The sequence below is a fragment of the Paludisphaera mucosa genome (genome assembly GCF_029589435.1).
GTDB classification, from domain to species: Bacteria; Planctomycetota; Planctomycetia; order Isosphaerales; family Isosphaeraceae; genus Paludisphaera; species Paludisphaera mucosa.
Genome location: NZ_JARRAG010000002.1, coordinates 2,674,298 through 2,692,729, shown reverse-complemented (window position 1 = coordinate 2,692,729; position 18,432 = coordinate 2,674,298). Strand labels below are relative to the sequence as shown.

The 18,432-nt window shown below is 71.7% G+C and carries 11 protein-coding genes; 6 read left to right on the top strand and 5 right to left on the bottom strand.

Annotation, left to right across the window (positions count from 1 at the left end; all coding sequences use genetic code 11):
* The first annotated feature begins 252 nt into the window (after positions 1–252).
* Positions 253–1,377 (top strand): 3-keto-disaccharide hydrolase, encoded by a 1,125-nt coding sequence (locus PZE19_RS19985; protein WP_277862364.1) that lies wholly within the window; start codon positions 253–255, stop codon positions 1,375–1,377.
* Between the two features lie 140 nt (positions 1,378–1,517).
* Here the strand turns inward: PZE19_RS19985 and eno are convergent, their stop codons facing one another.
* The 4 genes from eno to PZE19_RS19965 all read right to left on the bottom strand — a co-directional run bounded on the left by eno (position 1,518) and on the right by PZE19_RS19965 (position 6,462).
* Positions 1,518–2,813, bottom strand: a complete 1,296-nt coding sequence (eno, locus tag PZE19_RS19980) for a phosphopyruvate hydratase (RefSeq protein WP_277864377.1) — start codon at positions 2,811–2,813, stop codon at positions 1,518–1,520.
* Between the two features lie 753 nt (positions 2,814–3,566).
* Positions 3,567–4,340: a serine aminopeptidase domain-containing protein gene (locus PZE19_RS19975; protein ID WP_277862363.1), complete on the bottom strand. Its 774-nt coding sequence runs from the start codon at positions 4,338–4,340 to the stop codon at positions 3,567–3,569.
* A 106-nt stretch (positions 4,341–4,446) separates the two neighbouring features.
* Positions 4,447–5,499 carry a DNA integrity scanning protein DisA nucleotide-binding domain protein gene (locus tag PZE19_RS19970; protein WP_277862362.1) on the bottom strand — a complete coding sequence of 351 codons (1,053 nt, stop codon included), beginning with the start codon at positions 5,497–5,499 and terminating at the stop codon, positions 4,447–4,449.
* A 132-nt stretch (positions 5,500–5,631) separates the two neighbouring features.
* A complete protein-coding gene (locus tag PZE19_RS19965; protein ID WP_277862361.1) occupies positions 5,632–6,462 on the bottom strand; it encodes a hypothetical protein in 831 nt (276 codons plus the stop codon).
* 456 nt (positions 6,463–6,918) lie between these two features.
* Between PZE19_RS19965 and PZE19_RS19960 the strand changes: the two genes are divergently transcribed.
* From PZE19_RS19960 to PZE19_RS19945, 4 genes are all read left to right on the top strand, one after another.
* Complete coding sequence (locus PZE19_RS19960; RefSeq protein ID WP_277862360.1) at positions 6,919–9,003, top strand: hypothetical protein; 2,085 nt, start codon at positions 6,919–6,921, stop codon at positions 9,001–9,003.
* Between the two features lie 96 nt (positions 9,004–9,099).
* Complete coding sequence (locus PZE19_RS19955) at positions 9,100–12,084, top strand: DUF1553 domain-containing protein (RefSeq protein ID WP_277862359.1); 2,985 nt, start codon at positions 9,100–9,102, stop codon at positions 12,082–12,084.
* Positions 12,085–12,108: 24 nt separating this feature from the next.
* Positions 12,109–13,581: a DUF1501 domain-containing protein gene (locus PZE19_RS19950; RefSeq protein ID WP_277862358.1), complete on the top strand. Its 1,473-nt coding sequence runs from the start codon at positions 12,109–12,111 to the stop codon at positions 13,579–13,581.
* A gap of 26 nt (positions 13,582–13,607) precedes the next feature.
* Complete coding sequence (locus tag PZE19_RS19945) at positions 13,608–14,192, top strand: hypothetical protein (RefSeq protein WP_277862357.1); 585 nt, start codon at positions 13,608–13,610, stop codon at positions 14,190–14,192.
* A gap of 7 nt (positions 14,193–14,199) precedes the next feature.
* Here the strand turns inward: PZE19_RS19945 and PZE19_RS19940 are convergent, their stop codons facing one another.
* Positions 14,200–15,153: a sugar phosphate isomerase/epimerase family protein gene (locus tag PZE19_RS19940; RefSeq protein ID WP_277862356.1), complete on the bottom strand. Its 954-nt coding sequence runs from the start codon at positions 15,151–15,153 to the stop codon at positions 14,200–14,202.
* 205 nt (positions 15,154–15,358) lie between these two features.
* Here PZE19_RS19940 and PZE19_RS19935 point away from each other — a divergent pair, with 205 nt between their 5' ends.
* The gene (locus tag PZE19_RS19935) at positions 15,359–18,154 is read left to right on the top strand and encodes a PSD1 and planctomycete cytochrome C domain-containing protein (RefSeq protein WP_277862355.1); all 2,796 of its coding nucleotides are present in this window, start codon (positions 15,359–15,361) and stop codon (positions 18,152–18,154) included.
* Positions 18,155–18,432: the final 278 nt, after the last annotated feature.

Sequence of the window (18,432 nt, the reverse complement as noted above, 5' to 3'; positions counted from 1 at the left end):
GCCACCCCGTCTCGGTCCTGTCAGTTCGGACTCGGCCCCTTGCGAACACATTCCGACACCCTTTTCAGCATCGACGTATGCGGGACGCTCGAATGCGAGGCACCGCCTGCGTAGGTCGCGGGCAACGCGTGCCTTCTTGTCGTCCCGGAGTTTCTGACGCGGGGGGTCGTTTCCGAATTCGAGCGAGTTATACTGGCCCTCTTCATCTGGGGGCTGTGTTCTGCGTCGCCAAAGAATGAGGATCTCGCCATCATGTTCCTCTCCTCGCGCCGGCTGGGTCGCCTGTTCCTGGGAGTTTCCGCGGTCGCCGCGGCCTCGCTAAGCCTGGCCGGGGACCAGGCCCGGGTCGCCTCGATCCCGACGCCCAGCGGCTGGCGACAGCATGACGTCCACCGTCCCAAGCCGACGGTCGTCGAGCCGGCGGAATGGTCGCTCGCGGCCCCGGCGCCGAAGGACGCCGTCGTCCTGTTCGATGGTCGCAACCTCGACGCCTGGCAGACCGAGGCCGGCGGGCCGGCCGGTTGGACGGTCGCCGACGGCGCGCTCGTCGTCAAACCCGGGACGGGGGCGATCCGCACGAAGGAATCGTTCGGGGACGTCCAGATCCACCTGGAATGGGCCTCGCCCAATCCTCCCCGGGGCAAGGGCCAGGACCGGGGCAACAGCGGCCTCTTCCTGATGGGGGCGTTCGAGCTTCAGGTGATCGATTCCTACCAGGCCGACACCTACGCCGACGGCATGGCCGGAGCGCTCTACGGGCAGTACCCGCCGCTCTACAACGCGACCCGCCCCCCCGGCGCGTGGCAGGCCTACGACGTCGCCTTCCGCGCCCCGAGGTTCAGCCCCGACGGCGCCCTTCGCGAGCCGGCGCGGGTGACGGCCTTCCTCAACGGCGTCCTGGTCCAGGACAACGAGGCGCCCGTCGGCGGGACGTCGTGGCTGGAGGCGGTGGCCTACGAGCCCGGCGTCTCCACCGGCCCGATCGAGCTGCAGGACCACAGCCATCCCGTCAAGTTCCGCAACATCTGGCTCCGCAAACTCCCCGAACGTCGGCTCCCCACCGAGGCCGAACGCCAGGAGCCGAAGCTCATCGCCCTCGCGCCCGCCGACCTCGACGCCCTGGCCGGCTCCTACCTGGAGAAGCAGGGCGAGCACCCCTTGAAGATCGTCGTCACCCGCCAGGACGACCACCTGCTGATGAAGCTCCCCTTCCGCGCCACCCCGCTGCGGGTCGTCCCGGTCTCGCCGCTTCACTTCGTCCTGCCGTACACCGACGGCGGCCTCGTCTTCGAGAAGGACGCGCAGGGTCGTCCGGCCTCCGTCGAACTCACCATCGGCGACGGCTCGCCACGGCCGCTGCAGCGCGTCGAGGAATGACCACCCGACCTAATCGCATCGGGGCGGGGATCGGCCCGGCTTCGTGTGGCCGCGGGGCGAGTCGATAAAGGGGGGTGAGGGGCCCCTCGATGCGGCGGGAGTCCCTTCCGCATCGAGGGGTGAGGCGTCTTGCAGATCGCTCAGCCGCGGGTCTTGGGGCCGGGGCCATAGACGGCGTCCGGGCCGAGCTGCTCTTCGATGCGGAGGAGCTGGTTGTACTTGGCGATGCGGTCGGAGCGGCTGGCGGAGCCGGTCTTGATCTGGCCGGCGTTGGTGGCGACGGCGATGTCGGCGATGGTGGCGTCCTCGGTCTCGCCGGAGCGGTGGCTGATGACCGAGGTGTAGCCGGCGCGATGGGCCATGTCGATGGCGGCCAGCGTCTCGCTCAGGGTGCCGATCTGGTTGACCTTGATGAGGATGCTGTTCGTCGCCTTCTCGGTTATGCCGCGGGCCAGGCGCTCGGTGTTGGTGACGAAGAAGTCGTCGCCGACGATCTGCACCTTGCCGCCCAGCTCCTTGGTGAACTCGGTGTAGCCGGCCCAGTCGTCCTGGTCGAGCGGATCCTCGATCGAGATGATCGGGTACTTGGCGACCCAGTCGGCGAACAGCTCGATCATCTGCTTGCTGGAGAGGAGCTTGTCCGGGGCCGACTTCCAGAATTTGTACCCCTTCTTGCCCCCCTCGTCGAACAGCTCGGAGCTGGCGCAGTCGAGGGCGATGGCGACGTCCTTGTCGCGGCCGGGCTCGTATCCGGCCTTGGTCGTGGCGTCGAGGATGTACTTGATCGCCTCTTCGTTGTCGAGGTTGGGGGCGAAGCCGCCCTCGTCGCCGACGTTGGTGTTGTGGCCGGCCTTCTTGAGGACCGACTTGAGCTGGTGGAAGATCTCGGCGACGACCCGGATGCCCTCGGAGAAGCTCTTGGCTCCGACGGGCATGATCATGAATTCCTGGAAGTCGATCTTGTTGTCGGCGTGCTTGCCGCCGTTGATGATGTTGGCCATCGGCACCGGCAGGACGTGGGCATTGGCCCCGCCGATGTAGCGGTAGAGCGGCAGGCCGTGGGCGGCGGCGGCGGCCTTGGCGGCGGCCAGGCTGACGCCCAAAATCGCGTTGGCGCCGAGGTTCCCCTTGTTGGGGGTGCCGTCGGCCTCGATCATCGCGCGGTCGAGGCCGATCTGGTCGGACGGGTCGCGGCCGACGACCACCTTGGCGAGCGCCCCGTTGACGTTGGCGACGGCCTTCTGGACGCCCTTGCCGAGGTAGCGCTTCTTGTCGCCGTCGCGCAGCTCGACGGCCTCGTAGATGCCCGTGCTCGCGCCCGAGGGGACCGCCGCGCGGCCGAGGGCGCCGTCGGCCAGGACGACGTCGACTTCGACGGTCGGGTTGCCTCGGCTGTCCAGGATCTCGCGGCCCTTGACCTGCGCGATCGCTGCGATCGACTTACTCATGATGATCCTCTGATTTCGGAATGGGAATCGCTTCTCGGCCGGGCGAGCTGCGGCGGCGGCCGGGCCGGCGCGTCGACGCCCGATCGGCCGCGCGGGGGCTCCGGATCCGGTCCGGTCGGCCGCGGCGGGTTAAGCCGGAGATCGTGCGGACTCCGGCGGGGCGCCTCCGGGATCGCGCCGGGCGGGGGCCCGGTCGGCGAACGCGCGGCCCGGTCGCCTCCGCGATCGCGGTGGGCCGGACGGGGGGCGCCGTTGATACCCTTTCCTTATCCGACAACCGCCCCGCGCGGTCAAGACGCTGGTCGCCCGGGCGGAGCGTCCCGCGCGGCGTCGAGGATCGCACGGATCGACGGAAATCGCGGGCTTGCGGACCGTTGCGTCCAGGCCCCGGGCGTCGGCGATGGGCGAGCGGTGCGGGCGGCCCCCGCCCTTCCGGTTTCGAAGGGGGCGTCGGGGTGGGGCGTCTCCCGGTGGGAGGCGAGGGCCGCCGCGCGGTGCCGATCACGGCGTACGTTCTCGCGGACGATTCCGATCGCGCGGCGGGCCGGTTCGCAAGACCGGCGGAGGGCCGCGACGAAACGAGCGTCCGGAGCGAGGCCCGCCGGCCGGAGCCGAGGGGCCGCGTTCCCGACGCTCGGATAGATCTCCGCGAAGGGGGTCGCGTCGCCGGAGCGAAGGTCGCTCCGGCGGCCCTAACGATATCGGCCCGGCCGGCGCGACGGCTTGACCCGGGCCGGCGATTCACGCACCCGGCGCCCCCCCGACCCGCAGCAAGGGCACGACGTACCGGGCCAGGAACCGCGGGGAGTCCGGGCCGAGGTGGCCGCCGAAGTAGCCCATGACGCTCATCCCCGCGGCCCAGCGCACCTGGCGGAGCTTCCGGTACGCCGCGAGCCGGCGAGGATCGTCCGCGGGCCCCGGCGTGCGGAAGCCGACCAGGCCCGCGCCCCGGCCCCGGATGCGGTCGGACGTCCCGAAGACCCCCGTGCCCAGACCCAGGAAGAAGACGTCGAACGGCGACCAGTGGACCACGACCTCGGCCCGTACGCGTTCGAGGGCCCGCGTCAGGTCGTAGCCCGGCGACAGAGCCGGGGCCAGCAGGACGGCCCGCTCGACGACCGGCTCATCGAGCCCCTCCAGGGCCTTGACCATCACGGCGCAGCCGCCCGATTTGCCGACGAGGAAGATGGGGACGTCGGGCCGCCGCGCGTGGAAGAGGCGGATCGTCTCGGCGACGTCGGCCGCGCGGGCCTCGCAGCCGGCGGCGTCGCTCAGGTCGGCGTACCAGCGGCCCGGGCCGTGGCCCCAGGGGACCGTCCACGTCGTGTAGGGAAGCCCCGCAGCCCGCACCACCCGGGCCATCGCCCTGCCGCACAGGTCCAGCCCGCCGATGCCGTCGGCCACCAGAACCAGGCCGCCGGTCGGCCCGCCGGCTCCGGTGATCGCCTCGACGGCGGCGACCGCCTCGGTGCGGTTGATCACGGCCTTGCGCACCCGCTTGCGGAACCAGGTCATGGGAGCCTCGGGTGTCGTCTGCGCCCGGATTGCGGAGTCCGCCTCGAAGCGCGACGACCCTCATCCGGCCCTTCGGGCCACGAACTCCCGGGGGGAGAAGGGAGCATCATTCCGAACCGTCCTGGGGCGCATCGCGTTCCGGGCCGTCGGCGCGGCCGGGGCGGCGGAGGGGGCCGTTCTCGGGGGTTCGGGGGGGCTTCTCGCGTTCGCGGGGGGCGCGGGGCTCGCCGGGCTCGCTCTCGGCGTCCTGCCACTTCATGGCGCGGGCGTGGCGCATGGGGGCGATGCGGAGGATGACGTCGCCGTCCTGGAAGATGCGGACGGTGCCGTTGGACTGGCTGACGACGACGGCGACGGCCTGCGTGACGCTGGTGATCGCGGCGGCGGCCCAGTGCCGGGTGCCCAGGCCCTTGGGCAGGGTGAGGCCGGCGACCGGGGCGTCGATCAGGCGGCAGGCGGCCTCGACGGTGCCGTCGCGGGCGACCACGAACGCCCCGTCCATCTGGGCGATCTCCTTGATCGCCTCGCGGACCCGCAGGTCGCGGACGTTGCGCTCCTTGCGCTTGTAGCCCTTGAAGGGGTCGAAGCCCAGGGGCCGGGTGCGCGCCAGGACGTTGCGGGCGTCGCCGACGACGATCAGGGAGCCGACGGCCTTGCCCTCGCGGCCCTCGCGGCCGATCTCGACGCCGGCGTCGACGACCGCCTTGAGGGTGTCGAACGGGACCGAGGTCTCCAGGGCGCGGAGGTCGCGGGCGGTGAGGCGTTCGAGGTGCTCGCCCAGGCGGATGACGCTGATGGAGTCGAGGGCCTCGGCTTCGAACCCCGAGTAGACGACGACCACGCGGGCGCCCGCCTTGAGTTGGTCGTTGGCGACGGCCTCGATCAGGGCCAGGGTGACGCGCTCGGCGATGGCCGCCTCGCTCGGCTCCAGCTCGATCGCGACCAGGCCCGCCTTGCGGATGGCCTCGACCTGGCGGTCGGACGAGCTGGCGATCAGGAAGTCGACGCCGCCGGTGGCGACCGACCGGACGAGGTCCCACTCCATCGGGCCTTCGGGCATCACCAGCACCGCCGACGCCCCCAGCCGCTGCGCGCTGCCGCAGGCGATCGAGAGGATCGGCAGCGGGGCGGTCGCCTTGGAGGTGTTGAGGGGCGTCACGGTTCCTGCCTCGGATCGGGCGATCGGTCGGGACCTGGCCGGAAATGAACGGCGCCCGGAAGGATCTTCCGGGCGCTCGGGGGCGGCTGCGGGATCGGGCGGGCCGGGGACGCCGGCCCGCCGGCGCGGACCTTACTTGGGGGCGTCGGCCTTGGGGGCCTCGGCCGGGACCTCGACCTTCTTCTCCTCGGCCTTGGGGGCCTCGGCGGGGGCTTCGGCCTTCTTCTCTTCCGCCTTGGGGGCCTCTTCCTTCTTGGGCTCTTCCTTCGGGGCCTCGGGCTTGGGGGCCTCTTCCTTCTTCGCCTCGGCGGGGGCCGGGGTCGGGGCCGGCGCGGGGGCGGCGGCCGGCGCCGCGGCGGGGGCGGGCTTCTCCTTGCGGACGGCCTCGATGTGGCGGTTCAGGATGTTGGCGCGCAGGTCGTACCAGGCCTTGAGGCCGGCGTTGGGGTTCACGATCCGGACGTCCTGGACGTAGTTGACGCCCTCGACCTTGCCGTAGCCGGTGAACCAGGCGCCGAGGACCTCGGGGCTGACGGCGTAGGGCTTCTTGCCGTCCTTGTTCTTGAGGGTCTTGCCGTCGTCGGCGTAGCCCTTGATGAGGATGTCGAGGATCGGCGGCGGGTCGATCGAGCTGTCGACCAGGCCGGCGTCGGTCGCCGCGACGATCGCCTCGGCGACGGCCTTGCGGGCGGCCTCGAGCTTGGCCTCGACCTCGGGGGGGATCGTCGGCGGGACGACCTCGGCCGGCGTCTCGGCCTTCTTCGCCTCCTCGGGCTTGGCGGGCTCGGCCTTGGGCGCCTCGGCCTTCGGCTCCTCCTTCTTGGCCTCTTCCTTCTTCGGCTCCTCGGCCTTGACCTCGGGCTTGGCGGCGTCCTGGGCGAAGGCACGGCCCGTCCCGAAGACGCTCAGCGACATCACGAGGCCCATGGACCCGGCAAGCAAGACGTTGCGGCGCAGCACCATCGTTCTCCTTTGTTCGACTCGTCGCCGGGCGTCGCGCGGCGGTGGGGCCGGCCGCGCCGGGGGATTCCTCGTTCCCGACGTCGACTTCGCTTCAATCCCCACTCCCAGTACGTCCCGGCGGTAACATGCCGCCAATGTAACGGGCCTTATTCGCGATCGCTAGGGGACGGCGACGCCGCCGGGCGCATGAATCGCACATCCCGACCATGCGTGTCGACCGGGGCGGGGATGCCCATTCTTCTTCAGGTTGCCCAGGTTTCGCAGGTTCCGAGGATGGCGATTCCGCGCCCGGTGACGGCGATGCGGGCAAGTCGAGTTATGCGAGCCGCCCGGATTGCCGAAATCATAGGAGGAAGCCGTCGGATCGGTGGATCAGGACGACATGGATCGTCGCCCGGAAGGTCTCAGGGAGGGGATGCGATGGGACGCTCGCCGTCGGACACCAGGAGGAGCCTGATGCGTCGGGTTCGGCCCATCATCGAAGGGTTGGAGCACCGCCAGGTGATGAGCGCCGACCCGCTCGGGGGGATGGCCGTCGGGTCCGGGGTCGACCCGATGACCTCGGCGAAGGTCGACGTCCCGGCGACGACCGCCGACCAGACGCCGATCCTCTACTCGACGACGGCCGCCCCGGCCGCGACGTCGGCCGCGTCGTACGACCCCAGGATCGCCGAGACGGCCGTCCCCGCGGTGGCGGCCCAGGCGTCGAACGGGGTCTTCGCCAAGAACTTCCAGCAGTTCACCTACATCACCCCGCAGCGGGCCAAGGTCGTGCTGTCGATCCAGGGTCGGGGGAGCCTCGCGGGGACCTACGTCGACGACGCCGGGGCCCTGAACCTGCGGTACGACCTCAGCAACTCGTACACCAAGATCCTCGCCAACGTCTCGGGCGGCACGGGCCGGGCGACCCTGGCGAGCGTCTACAGCGCCGACCAGGCGGACAGCGGCGCGACCAACAGCCTCAGCGGCGTCGGCTCGCCCCTGATCGGGATGATCAACCTGCGGCAGTTCGACCTGATCCCCGGCGGGACGGTGAACGTCACCGCGGGGATCGGCGTCCTCAGCCTGAAGTCGGCGGGCCCGGGCTCGCAGATCCAGCTCCGCAACCTGCCCAACACGGCGTCGATCGGCACGAACAGCGAGGCGACCGGCAACACGCCGACCTACAACCGCAGCCTCAGCCAGATCATCGACGTCGGCAGCTCCTCGACCACGACGAACAACATCACGAACAACGTCATCAGCGACGTCTTCCTCGTGCAGACCCTGGCCGGCTCGGACGGCGAGTTCGTCTCCGCGGGCAACCTCGTGTTGACCTCGAACAACGGCGACCCCGGCCCGCCCCCCGCGCCGGCGGGCGTGGTCGTCACGATCGACAACGTCAACGGCGACCTGCCGGTCGTCCCCGACCTCCAGACCGACCCGCGAATCTTCGGCTACGACCCGACCACCGGCCGCGTGCTGCGGTTCCAGCTCAACCTGAACGGCGGGACCGGCGCCGTCGACGCGGCCTTCGCGCCGATCAGCGTGCCGGGCTCGCCCGCCGACGTCGGGATCGCCCTCGGCCGCGACGACGGCCGCCAGGTGCTGCTCGTCAACACCGGGACGAGCGTCTCGGTCTACGACGCGACCTTCGGGACGGCCCTGGGCTCGTTCACGGTGCCCGCCGGGTTCAGCTCGACCGCCTCGACGGACACGATCACGGTCATCGGCAGCGTCGCCCAGCAGCAGCTGCTGCAGATCAACGTGGCCGCGAGCCTCGCCGCCGGCTCGGCCGTCCTGACGACCGGCAGCCCCGCGCCCTACTCGCCGCCGACGGGCCTGTCGCTGCTGGGCGGGATCACCGGACTGCCCGGGTCGAACCAGGTCTACACCTCGGTCGGGGCGACGTTCAACACGCTCCAGCCGCTGGAGAACCAGCTCGGCTACCTCAACGTCGCGGTCACGACCACCACGACCGACCCCCAGGGCGGCCTCAACCTGGTGAACCGGTTCAGCACGGTCCAGCAGCAGGCGTTCACGCAGGGCGGGGGCTACGTCCCGGTCCCCGCCGGCAACCCGAACGACGTCGCCACGTCGGTCGGCAGCGTCGACCGCAACCTCGCGGTGAACACCGGGCTCGCCAACGGCGCGGCGGCCCCGAACACCATCCGGCTCTACAGCCAGGTGACGCAGACCGTGCGCGGCTCGGTCGTGCTGGCCTATCCCAACCAGCTCTCTGACCTCAGCGAGAGCTTCCGCCCCGACCTCGCCGGCGCGGTGATCCTCGACGTCCAGGGGAACGTCCAGTCGGTGAAGGGGACGACGGCCAACGGCCTGGTCCTCAACAACGCCGGCAACCTGAACCTGGTCTCCTTCCAGAACATGACGAACTCGGCGATCGTCGGCGAGCCGGTGGGCCACCTCCGGCTGATCCGCCGCACGAACGTCTCGGCGATCTCGACGTCGCGGACCGTCGGCGACCGCAACGGCGTGACGTTCGTCCCGAACCTCCAGCAGATCGGCCCGCTCTCGCACACCCGGGACCGCCCCCAGGCCTGATCCCGAGGGGGCGACCCACTCGCCGCGAGGCCGGATTCGGGCTATGATGACGTCGTCTTCATGGATGCACGAAACCGGCCTCCGGGGACGGCCCTCATGGCTCGACTCGCGTTCGTCCTGGCGGTGGGAATCTCGGCCCTCGCGCCCGTCGTCGGCGCCGACGACGTCGAAATCCCGGCCCCCCTGGGCCGGCGGATCGACTTCGAGGCCGACGTCCGCCCGCTCCTGACCGCTCGCTGCACGGCCTGCCACGGGCCCGAGACCCAGAAGGCGGGGCTGCGGCTCGACCGCAAGACGTCGGCGATGCGGGGAGGCGACGAGGGCGCGGCGATCACGCCGGGCGACGGGCCCGCCAGCTTGCTCGTCCAGCTCGTCGCCGGGCTCGACGAGGACCGCGTCATGCCCCCCAAGGGGGGCCGGCTGTCGGCCGAGCAGGTGGCGATCCTGCGGACCTGGGTCGACCAGGGCGCGGCCTGGCCCGAGGGGGGCGACGACCCCCGCTCGTGGTGGTCGCTGAGGCCCCTCGCCCGTCCCGCCGTCCCCGCGCCCGCGGCGTTCGCCGACGCCCCCCCGGCGCGAGGCCCGATCGACGCCTTCCTCCGCGCCAAGCTCGTGGAGAAGGGCTTGAAGCCTTCGGCCGAGGCCGATCGCCGCACCCTGGCGCGGCGTCTGTTCTTCGACCTGACCGGCCTGCCGCCGTCGCCCGAGGAGGTCGCCGCGTTCGTCGCCGACCCCGACCCGCTCGCCTACGAGAAGCTCGTCGACCGGCTGCTGGCCAGCCCGCACTACGGCGAGCGCTGGGCGCGGCACTGGCTGGACGTCGCCCACTACGGCGACTCGCACGGCTACGACAAGGACAAGCCCCGGCCCAACGCCTGGCCCTACCGCGATTACGTCGTCCGGGCCCTCAACGCCGACAAGCCGTACGACCGGTTCGTCTCCGAGCAGGTGGCGGGCGACGCGCTCTTCGCCGACGACCCCGAGGCCGTCGCGGCGCTCGGGTTCCTGGCCGCCGGGCCCTGGGACTTCGTCGGCCACGCCGAGGTGCCCGAGACCAAGTCCGACGGCAAGGTCGCCCGCCACCTCGACCGCGACGACATGGTGCAGACCGTGGTGAACACGTTCCTCGGCCTGACCGTCGGCTGCGCCCAGTGCCACAACCACAAGTTCGACCCGATCGCCCAGGAAGACTACTACCGCCTCCAGTCCGTCTTCGCCGCCGTCGACCGGGCCGACCGGCCCTGGTACGACAGCCCCGACGCCGCCCGCAAGTCGCGCGACCTGGTCGCCCGCCGCGAGCAGGCCGAGCGCGACCGCCGCCGGCTCCGCGAGGCCGTCGCCGCCCAGGGGGGCCCGGCGCTCGCCGACCTCGACCGCCGCATCGCCGGGGCCGACGCTTCGGGGGGGGAGCGGCCCGAGTACGGCTACCACAGCGGCCTGGCCGATCAGGACGACGTCGCCAAATGGGTGCAGGTCGATTTGGGACGTTCGGTCGACGTCGCGCGGGTGACGCTCTGGCCCTGCCGCGACGCCTTCAACGACATCGGCGACGGCTTCGGCTTCCCCGCCCGCTACAAGGTCGAGGCCTCCGACGACCCGACGTTCCAGTCGGGCGTGTCGGTCGTCGCCGATCGGACCGCCGCCGACGAGCCCCGGCCGGGCGTGTCTCCCCGCAGCTTTGCGGCGAGCGTCCGCGGCCGCTATGTCCGCGTCACCGCGACGCGGCTGGCCGAGCGCCTGAACGACTACAACTTCGCCCTCGCCGAGCTGGAGGTCTTCGACCACGACGGCGCGAACGTCGCCGCGGGGGCCAAGGTGTCGGCGCTCGACTCGATCGAGGCCCCGCCGCGCTGGCGGGCCGACAACCTCGTCGACGGCGTCGCCCCGGGTCGCGAGCCGGCGGACGTCGAGAAACTCAAGGCCGAGCGCGAGGCCCTGCTGGCCGGGGCCGTCGACCCGGCCGTCCGCACCGACCTGGCGACGGCCGAGGAGACGTTCCGCCGCGTCGAGGCCGAGCGAGCCGCGCAGCCGCGTCCCCGGATGGTCTACGCGGCCACGATCCACGACGGCGGCGGCGGGCCCTTCCGCGGCACCGGGCCCGACGGAGGCCGGCCCCGTCCGATCTTCGTCCTCAACCGCGGCAACGTCGACAAGCCCGGGAAGGAAGTCGGCCCCGGCGCCCTGAACGTCTTCCGCGAGTTGCCCGGCGACCTGCTCGTCTCGCCCGACCGCCCCGAGGCCGAGCGTCGCGCCGCGCTGGCGAAGTGGCTGATCGACGACTGCAACCCGCTGACCTGGCGGGTGATCGTCAACCGCGTCTGGCAGTACCATTTCGGCCGGGGGCTCGTCGCCACGTCGAGCGACTTCGGCAAGATGGGCCAGGCCCCGACGCATCCCGAGCTGCTCGACTGGCTGGCCGTCGAGTTCCGCGACGGCGGCCGGTCGCTCAAAAGCCTGCACCGTCTGATCGTCACGAGCGCCGCGTACCGCCAGGCTTCGGCCGGCGACGCCGCGGCCGAGGCGATCGACTCGGAGGACGCCTACCTCTGGCGGGCCCCGCGCCGCAAGCTCGAGGCCGAGGCAGTGCGCGACTCGGCCCTGGCGGTCGCCGGCCTGCTCGACCCGACGATGTACGGCCCGGCCTTCCAGGACTTCGTGATGCAGCGCCCCGAGCACTCGCCGCACTACGAGTACGACCTGATGCGGCCCGACGACCCGAGCATCCGCCGCCGCGCCGTCTATCGGTTCCTGGCCCGGTCGAAGCCCGAGCCGTTCATGACGGTCCTCGACTGCGCCGACCCGTCGATGCAGGTCGAGAAGCGGGGCGAATCCGTCTCGCCGCTCCAGGCTTTGGCCCTCTACAACAACGGCCTGATGCTGACCGCCGCGAAGGCCCTCGCCGCCCGCGTCGAGCCCGCCGGCGACCGCCGCGCGCAGGTGGCCCGGGCGTTCACGCTGGCCTTCGCCCGCGAGCCCTCGGCCGAGGAGCTGGACGGCCTCGACGCCCTGGCGGCCGAGCACGGCGTCGCCAGCGCCTGCCGGGTGATCCTGAACATGAACGAGTTTGTCTTCGTCGATTGATCGAATCGCTCGGGGGTGGGGACGATGAACCGTCGCGATTTCCTGTGGCAGAGCGGGGGAGGGCTCGGCGGCCTCGCGCTGGCGAGCCTGCTGGGGACCGACGGCCTGCTGGCGGCCGACGCGACGGGGGGCGGGCTGCGGCTCCGGCCCGACGGCGGGCTGCACCACGCCCCAAAGGCGAAGCGGGTCGTGCAGTTGTTCATGGCCGGCGGTGCGAGCCACGTCGACCTGTTCGACCACAAGCCCGAACTGTTCAAGCGGCACGGCCAGCCGTCGAGCTTCGGCGAGAAGGTCGAGACGTTCCAGGACGGCCTCGGCCCCTGGCTGCGGCCGCTCTGGGACTTCAAGCCCTACGGCCGGACGGGCAAGATGCTCAGCGAGGTCGTCGCTCCCCTGGGGGCGGTGGTCGACGAGATCGCGTTCATCCACAACATGGTCGGCAAGACGGGCGTCCACAGCCAGGGGACGCTCCTGCAGACCACCGGCTTCAACCGGCCCGGGTTCCCGTCGATGGGGAGCTGGGTCTCGTACGGCCTGGGCCGGCTGAGCGACGACCTCCCGTCGTTCGTCGTGCTGCCCGACCCTCGCGGGCTGGCCTCGAACGGCTCGAAGAACTGGGACGCGGCGTTCCTCCCCTCGCGCTGCCAGGGGACGGTCGTCGACCCCTCGGCGAAGCGGCCGATCGCCGACCTGTTCCCCGACGAGCGCGTCGCCTTCGCCGGCCGCGCGGGCGACGAGGCGGGCGTCGCCCTGCTGAACCGACTCAACCGCGCCCACGCCTCGGCGCGGCCCGGCGACGACCGCCTGGAAGGCCGGATCCACTCCTACGAGCTGGCCGCCCGCATGCAGCTCGCCGCGCCCGAGGCGCTGGACGTCTCGAAGGAGTCGCCCGAGGTCCTGAAGCTCTACGGGCTCGATCACATCCCCTCGTCGTTCCCGGCCGAGATCAACGCCGAGGAGGAGACGATCGTCTTCGGCCGCCGCTGCCTGGTGGCACGGCGGCTGCTGGAGCGGGGCGTCCGCTTCGTACAGATCTGGAGCGGCAACGACAACGGCTTCCCGCGCCGCAACTGGGACTCTCACGAGGACGTCGGCCGCGACCACGGGCCCCTTGCGCTGGGGATGGCCCGAGGCGCGGCTGCGCTGATCCAGGACCTCAAGCGGACGGGCCTGCTCGACGATACGATCGTCCTCTGGACCACTGAGTTCGGCCGGATGCCGTCGAGCCAGGGGGGCAAGGGCCGCGACCACAACCCCCACTGCTTCACGACCTGGATGGTCGGCGGCGGCGTCAAGCCCGGCGTGTCGTACGGGCCCAGCGACGAGACCGGCTTCAAGCCGGCCGACCGCGAGCATCCGACCGAGGTCTACGACCTGCACGCCACGATCCTGCACCTGCTGGGCGTCGACCACACCCGGCTGACCGTCCGCAACAACGGCGTCGACCGACGCCTGACCGACGTCCACGGCCACGTCCTCCGCGACCTCCTGGCCTGACGACGCGAAGAGAAAGGGGAGCCCCCGTGTCCATGATGAACGACGAGGACGCCGTCCAGGGCGCCACGCGGACCATGCAGATCATCGTCGCCGCGCTGGCGGGCGGCGTCGTGCTGTTCTGGGCGATGGTCACGCTCGTCCTCCCCAACGCGGGGGGGCCGAAGCCGCCGGCGGCCGCCGCCGGGCCGGACATCCTCGGCCTCCCGCTGCTGACGGCCATGGCGATCGTGTTCGGACTCGTCAGCGTCGTCGCGTCGTTCTTGGTCCCCAAGGTCGTCGTCGACGGCGCGCTCGGCCAGATCGCCAAGGGGATGGCGACCGAGGATTCCACAGCCTCGCGGCCAGGTGCGAAGCAGGTCTATCCCGCGAGCGAGGTCGCCAAGCTCCTGCCCGTCTACTCGACCCAGCTCATCATCGCCTCGGCCCTGAACGAGGGCGCGGCGTTCTTCGCCGGCATCGCCTACATGCTGGAGCACCACCCCGCGACGATCGGCGTCGCCGGCGTCCTCGTGGCCCTCTTGCTCAGCCGCTTCCCCACCACCGACCGCGTGCAGGGCTGGCTGGAAGCCCAGCTCGAACGCCTGACCGTCAAGCGCCGCGACGACTTCTGACCCGCGGTCAGCCCTCGCGCCAGGCGCGGTCCGCGGCCCGCTTGCCCTTGAGCGAGGCGTCGTAGGGATCGGGGACCTCCCAGGCGTCGATCATGATCCAGCCCCGGAAGCCGCCGTCCTTGAGGATCTTGAGGCTCCGCGCGCTGTCGTAGTGGCCGTCGCCGCAGCCGAGGTGCTTCGACGTGCCCCCGTCGCGGAGGGTGGAGTCGCCGTCGCAGAACTGGAGGTAGCCGATGTTGGCCGGGCCCACGCGCTCCAGCATGGCCTCGGGCCGGCCGGTCGCGCCGCTGATCAGGTCGAAATGGCTGGGGTCGTAAATCCCCTTGAGGGCCGGGTGGTTCGCGCCGTGGAGGATCCGCTGGAAGTGGTCCTCGGTATTGAATGGGAACGGCGGCTCCAGCTCGAAGCAGGCGAGCAGGCCGTGATCGGCGGCGATCGCGCCGGCCTCGCGGAAGCTCGCCGCGAGATGGGCGAGGCCCTGGTCGACCGACTGCCCCTTCAGGTCGCCGTAGGGCCAGAGCCCTACGCACGAGCAGCCGAGCGCCCGAGCCAGCCTCGCCCGGTCGCGGAACTGATCGAGCCACGCCCGACGGACCTCGGCCGAGGCGTCGAACGCCCCCGGCGCGCCGAGCTGGATGCTGAAGATGCTCAGCCCGTACTGGTCGTAGAGCCGCCGCAGCGCCCGCACCCGCGCCGCCTCATTCGACGCCGGGTACTCGCCCGACGGCCAGTCGGCCACCAGCTCGACCCCGTCGAACTTCTCGCGCGAGGCGAAGTCGAGCACCTCCCAGATCGGGTAGTTCTTCTGGTACTTCCGCGACCCCGACTGGAAGCCGTTCAGCCCGATCGCGACCTTCCATCCGGCCTTTTCGCGGGCCGTCGCCGAACCGCACAGACAGAACGTCAGGGCCCCGGCCGCCGCGCCGCCGAGCAGAGTACGACGGGATAGTCGATCGCCCATCTCGATTCTCCACCTCGTTCGTCCGGGTTGTATCGACCCGCGACGACATCCTCGCATCCGGCCGGCGGACGTGCCAGGCCCCTCGACACCCCGCTCTGGGACGAGATGGGATTGCAGCCCCCCCGGTGATGCACCTCCATCGATCGCCCGCTATAGTGTTGGAGAACGGTTGAACGATCGGCCTGGAACGTCGAGGAGCGTCAGGATGCGAATCAAGTTCGCGACGGCGGCGATGCTGCTCGGGGCGTCGGCCGCGACGGCCGGGGACGCGCCGGCCTCTTCGAAGGCGGAAGCCGTCCTGGCGAACGCGTGCGTCCGGTGTCACGGGGCCGACTCGAAGAAGGGGGGGCTCGACCTCAGCCGCCGGGACGCGACGCTGAAGGGGGGCGAGACCGGGCCGGCGGTCGAGCCGGGCAAGCCCGACGAGAGCCTCTTGATCGAGAAGGTCGCCGGCGGCGAGATGCCGCCCAAGACGCCGCTCAAGCCCGACGAGGTCGAGGCCCTCCGCGCCTGGGTCGCGGCCGGCGCGACGTACGGGCGCGAGCCGATCACGCCGCCTCGCGCGGGGGCCGACTGGTGGTCGCTCCGGCCGATCACGTCGCCCACGCCGCCGCCGCTCGACGCCGGGGCCGCGGGCCAGGTCCGCACCCCGGTCGACGCCTTCATCCTGGCGAAGCTCGAGGAGGCCGGGCTGACCCCCGCCCCCGAGGCCGATCGCGCGGCGTTGATGCGTCGGGTCTCCCTGGACCTGGTCGGCCTGCCGCCGACTCCGGAGGAGGTCGCCGCGTTCGTCGCCGACGCCGACCCGCTCGCTTATGAGAAGCTCGTCGACCGGCTCCTGGCCAGCCCGCACTACGGCGAGCGCTGGGGGCGGCATTGGCTCGACGTCGTCCGGTTCGGCGAGAGCGAGGGCTACGAGACGAACATGCCCCGGGCCAACGCCTGGCCCTATCGCGACTACGTGATCCGCTCGTTCAACCGCGACACGCCCTTCCCCCGGTTCGTCGCCGAGCAGCTCGCGGCCGACGCCCTGCCGCCTTCCGAGGGCGACGACTGGCTCGTCCAGGCGGCGACGGGCTTCCTCGTCGGCGGCACCCACGACATCGTCGGCAACGCGACGATCGAGGGCATGAAGCAGCAGCGCGTCGACGACCTCGACGACGTGATCACGGCGACCGGCACGGCGTTCCTCGGCCTGACCGTCAACTGCGCCCGCTGCCACGACCACAAGTTCGACCCGATCCTGCAGAAGGATTACTACGGGATGCAGGCGGTCTTCGCGGGCGTGAACCACGCGTCGCGGCAAGTCGAGGCGGCCGACGTCGCCAACCGTCGGGCGCGGGCGGCCCTCGTCCGCGAGGAGGTGGCGAAGATCGACCTGGAGCTGGACCAGCTCGAACCCCTCGCCCGGCTCGACGCCGACGCGCCGACGCGCCCCATGGTCGACCCCCGGCGCAACGTCGAGCGGTTCGCCCCGGTGAAGGCCCGGATGGTCCGCATGACGATCCTGGCGACGGGCGACCCGAACCAGCCCTGCCTCGACGAGCTGGAGGTCTACTCGGCCGGGCCCTCGCCCCGCAACGTGGCGCTCGCGACGGCCGGCGGGACGGCCTCGGCGTCGTCCGAATACCCCGGCGCGGCGATCCACAAGATCGCGCACCTCAACGACGGCCTCCACGGCAACGGCCGGAGCTGGATCTCGCAGTCGCCGGGCCGGGGCGTCGCGACCGTGGCCTGGCCCGAGGCCGTCGCGATCGACCGCGTCGTCTGGGGCCGCGACCGCGAGGGGGCCTACAAGGACCGGCTGCCCATCCACTACCTGATCGAGGCCGCCGAGGCCCCCGACTCCTGGCGCGTGGTCGCCTCGTCGATCGACCGCGCCGCGTTCCAGCCCGGCGCCGCCGAGCCGCCGGCCCCGGCGCTCCCCGCCGAGGCCGCCGCCCGCCGCGACGCCCTGGTCAAGCGGCGGGCCGAGCTGGCCGCCGAGCTGGCGGGCCTGGGCGACAAGATCTCGGTCTACGCGGGCATGTTCAGCCAGCCCGGCCCGACTCACCTCCTGCGCCGGGGCGACCCGATGCAACCGACGGCCGAGGTCCCGCCGTCGGCGATCGCCGCCGTGAAGCCGGGTTGGGCCTGGGACGCCTCCCCAGGCGCGCCCGAGGCCGAGCGCCGGCTGGCCCTGGCCCGCTGGATCGGCGACCCGGCCAACCCCCTCCCCGCGCGGGTGATGGTCAACCGGCTCTGGCACTACCATTTCGGCCGCGGCCTCGTCGCCACGCCCAGCGACTTCGGCTTCAACGGGGCCGCGCCCTCGCACCCCGAGCTGCTCGACTGGCTCGCCGCGCGGTACATCGCCGAGGGCTGGCGGCTCAAGCCGATCCACCGGCTGATGGTCCTGTCGGCCGCCTACCGCCGGTCGAGCCGGATCGACCCGAAGGCCCGCGAGGTCGACGCCCAGAACCGCCTGCTCTGGCGCGTGACCCCGCGCCGGCTGGAGGCCGAGGCCGTCCGCGACGCCGTGCTCGCCGCCAGCGGCCAGCTCGACCTCATCATGGGAGGGCCGGGCTACAACATCTGGGAGAAGAACTCGAACTACGTGGCGATCTACAGGCCCCGGGCCGAGCTGGGGCCGGACGCCTTCCGGCGGATGATCTACCAATTCAAGCCCCGGAGCCAGCAGGACCCGACGTTCGGCTCGTTCGACTGCCCCGACGCCGCGCTCGTCGCCCCCCGCCGGAACACCTCGACCACGGCCCTGCAGGCGCTCGACCTGCTCAACAGCCGCTTCGTCGTCCAGCAGTCCGAGGCGTTCGCCCGCCGGATCGCCGCCGAGGCCGGCCCCGACCCCGAGAAGCAGGTCGAACGCGGCTTCGCCCTCGCCCTGGCCCGGCCCCCCTCCGCGGCCGAACGCGCCGCCGGCTCGGCCCTGATCCGCTCGCACGGCGGACCGGCCTTCTGCCGGGCGCTTTATAATGCGAACGAATTCGTTTATGCTCCCTGAACGGGAGTCTTCGCGCCCGCCTTCCCGACCCTAACGGCCTTCCCCCCTCGCGGGGGAAGGTGGCCGAAGGCCGGATGAGGGGGAGACGAACACAAAGCTTCGGGATCGACGGACCTGCTCGCGGTTCGGCTTCGAATCGGCTCCGTTCGCCCCGGGCGACCAATGAACCCATTCGACTTAAGATCTATTATTTAAACGGTTTAGGCTCGTTTTTCGCTCGCAGGAATTGGCTTCGGTCGTCCATTTTTTCTTCAAATCGCCTCTCGACATCGACTGCG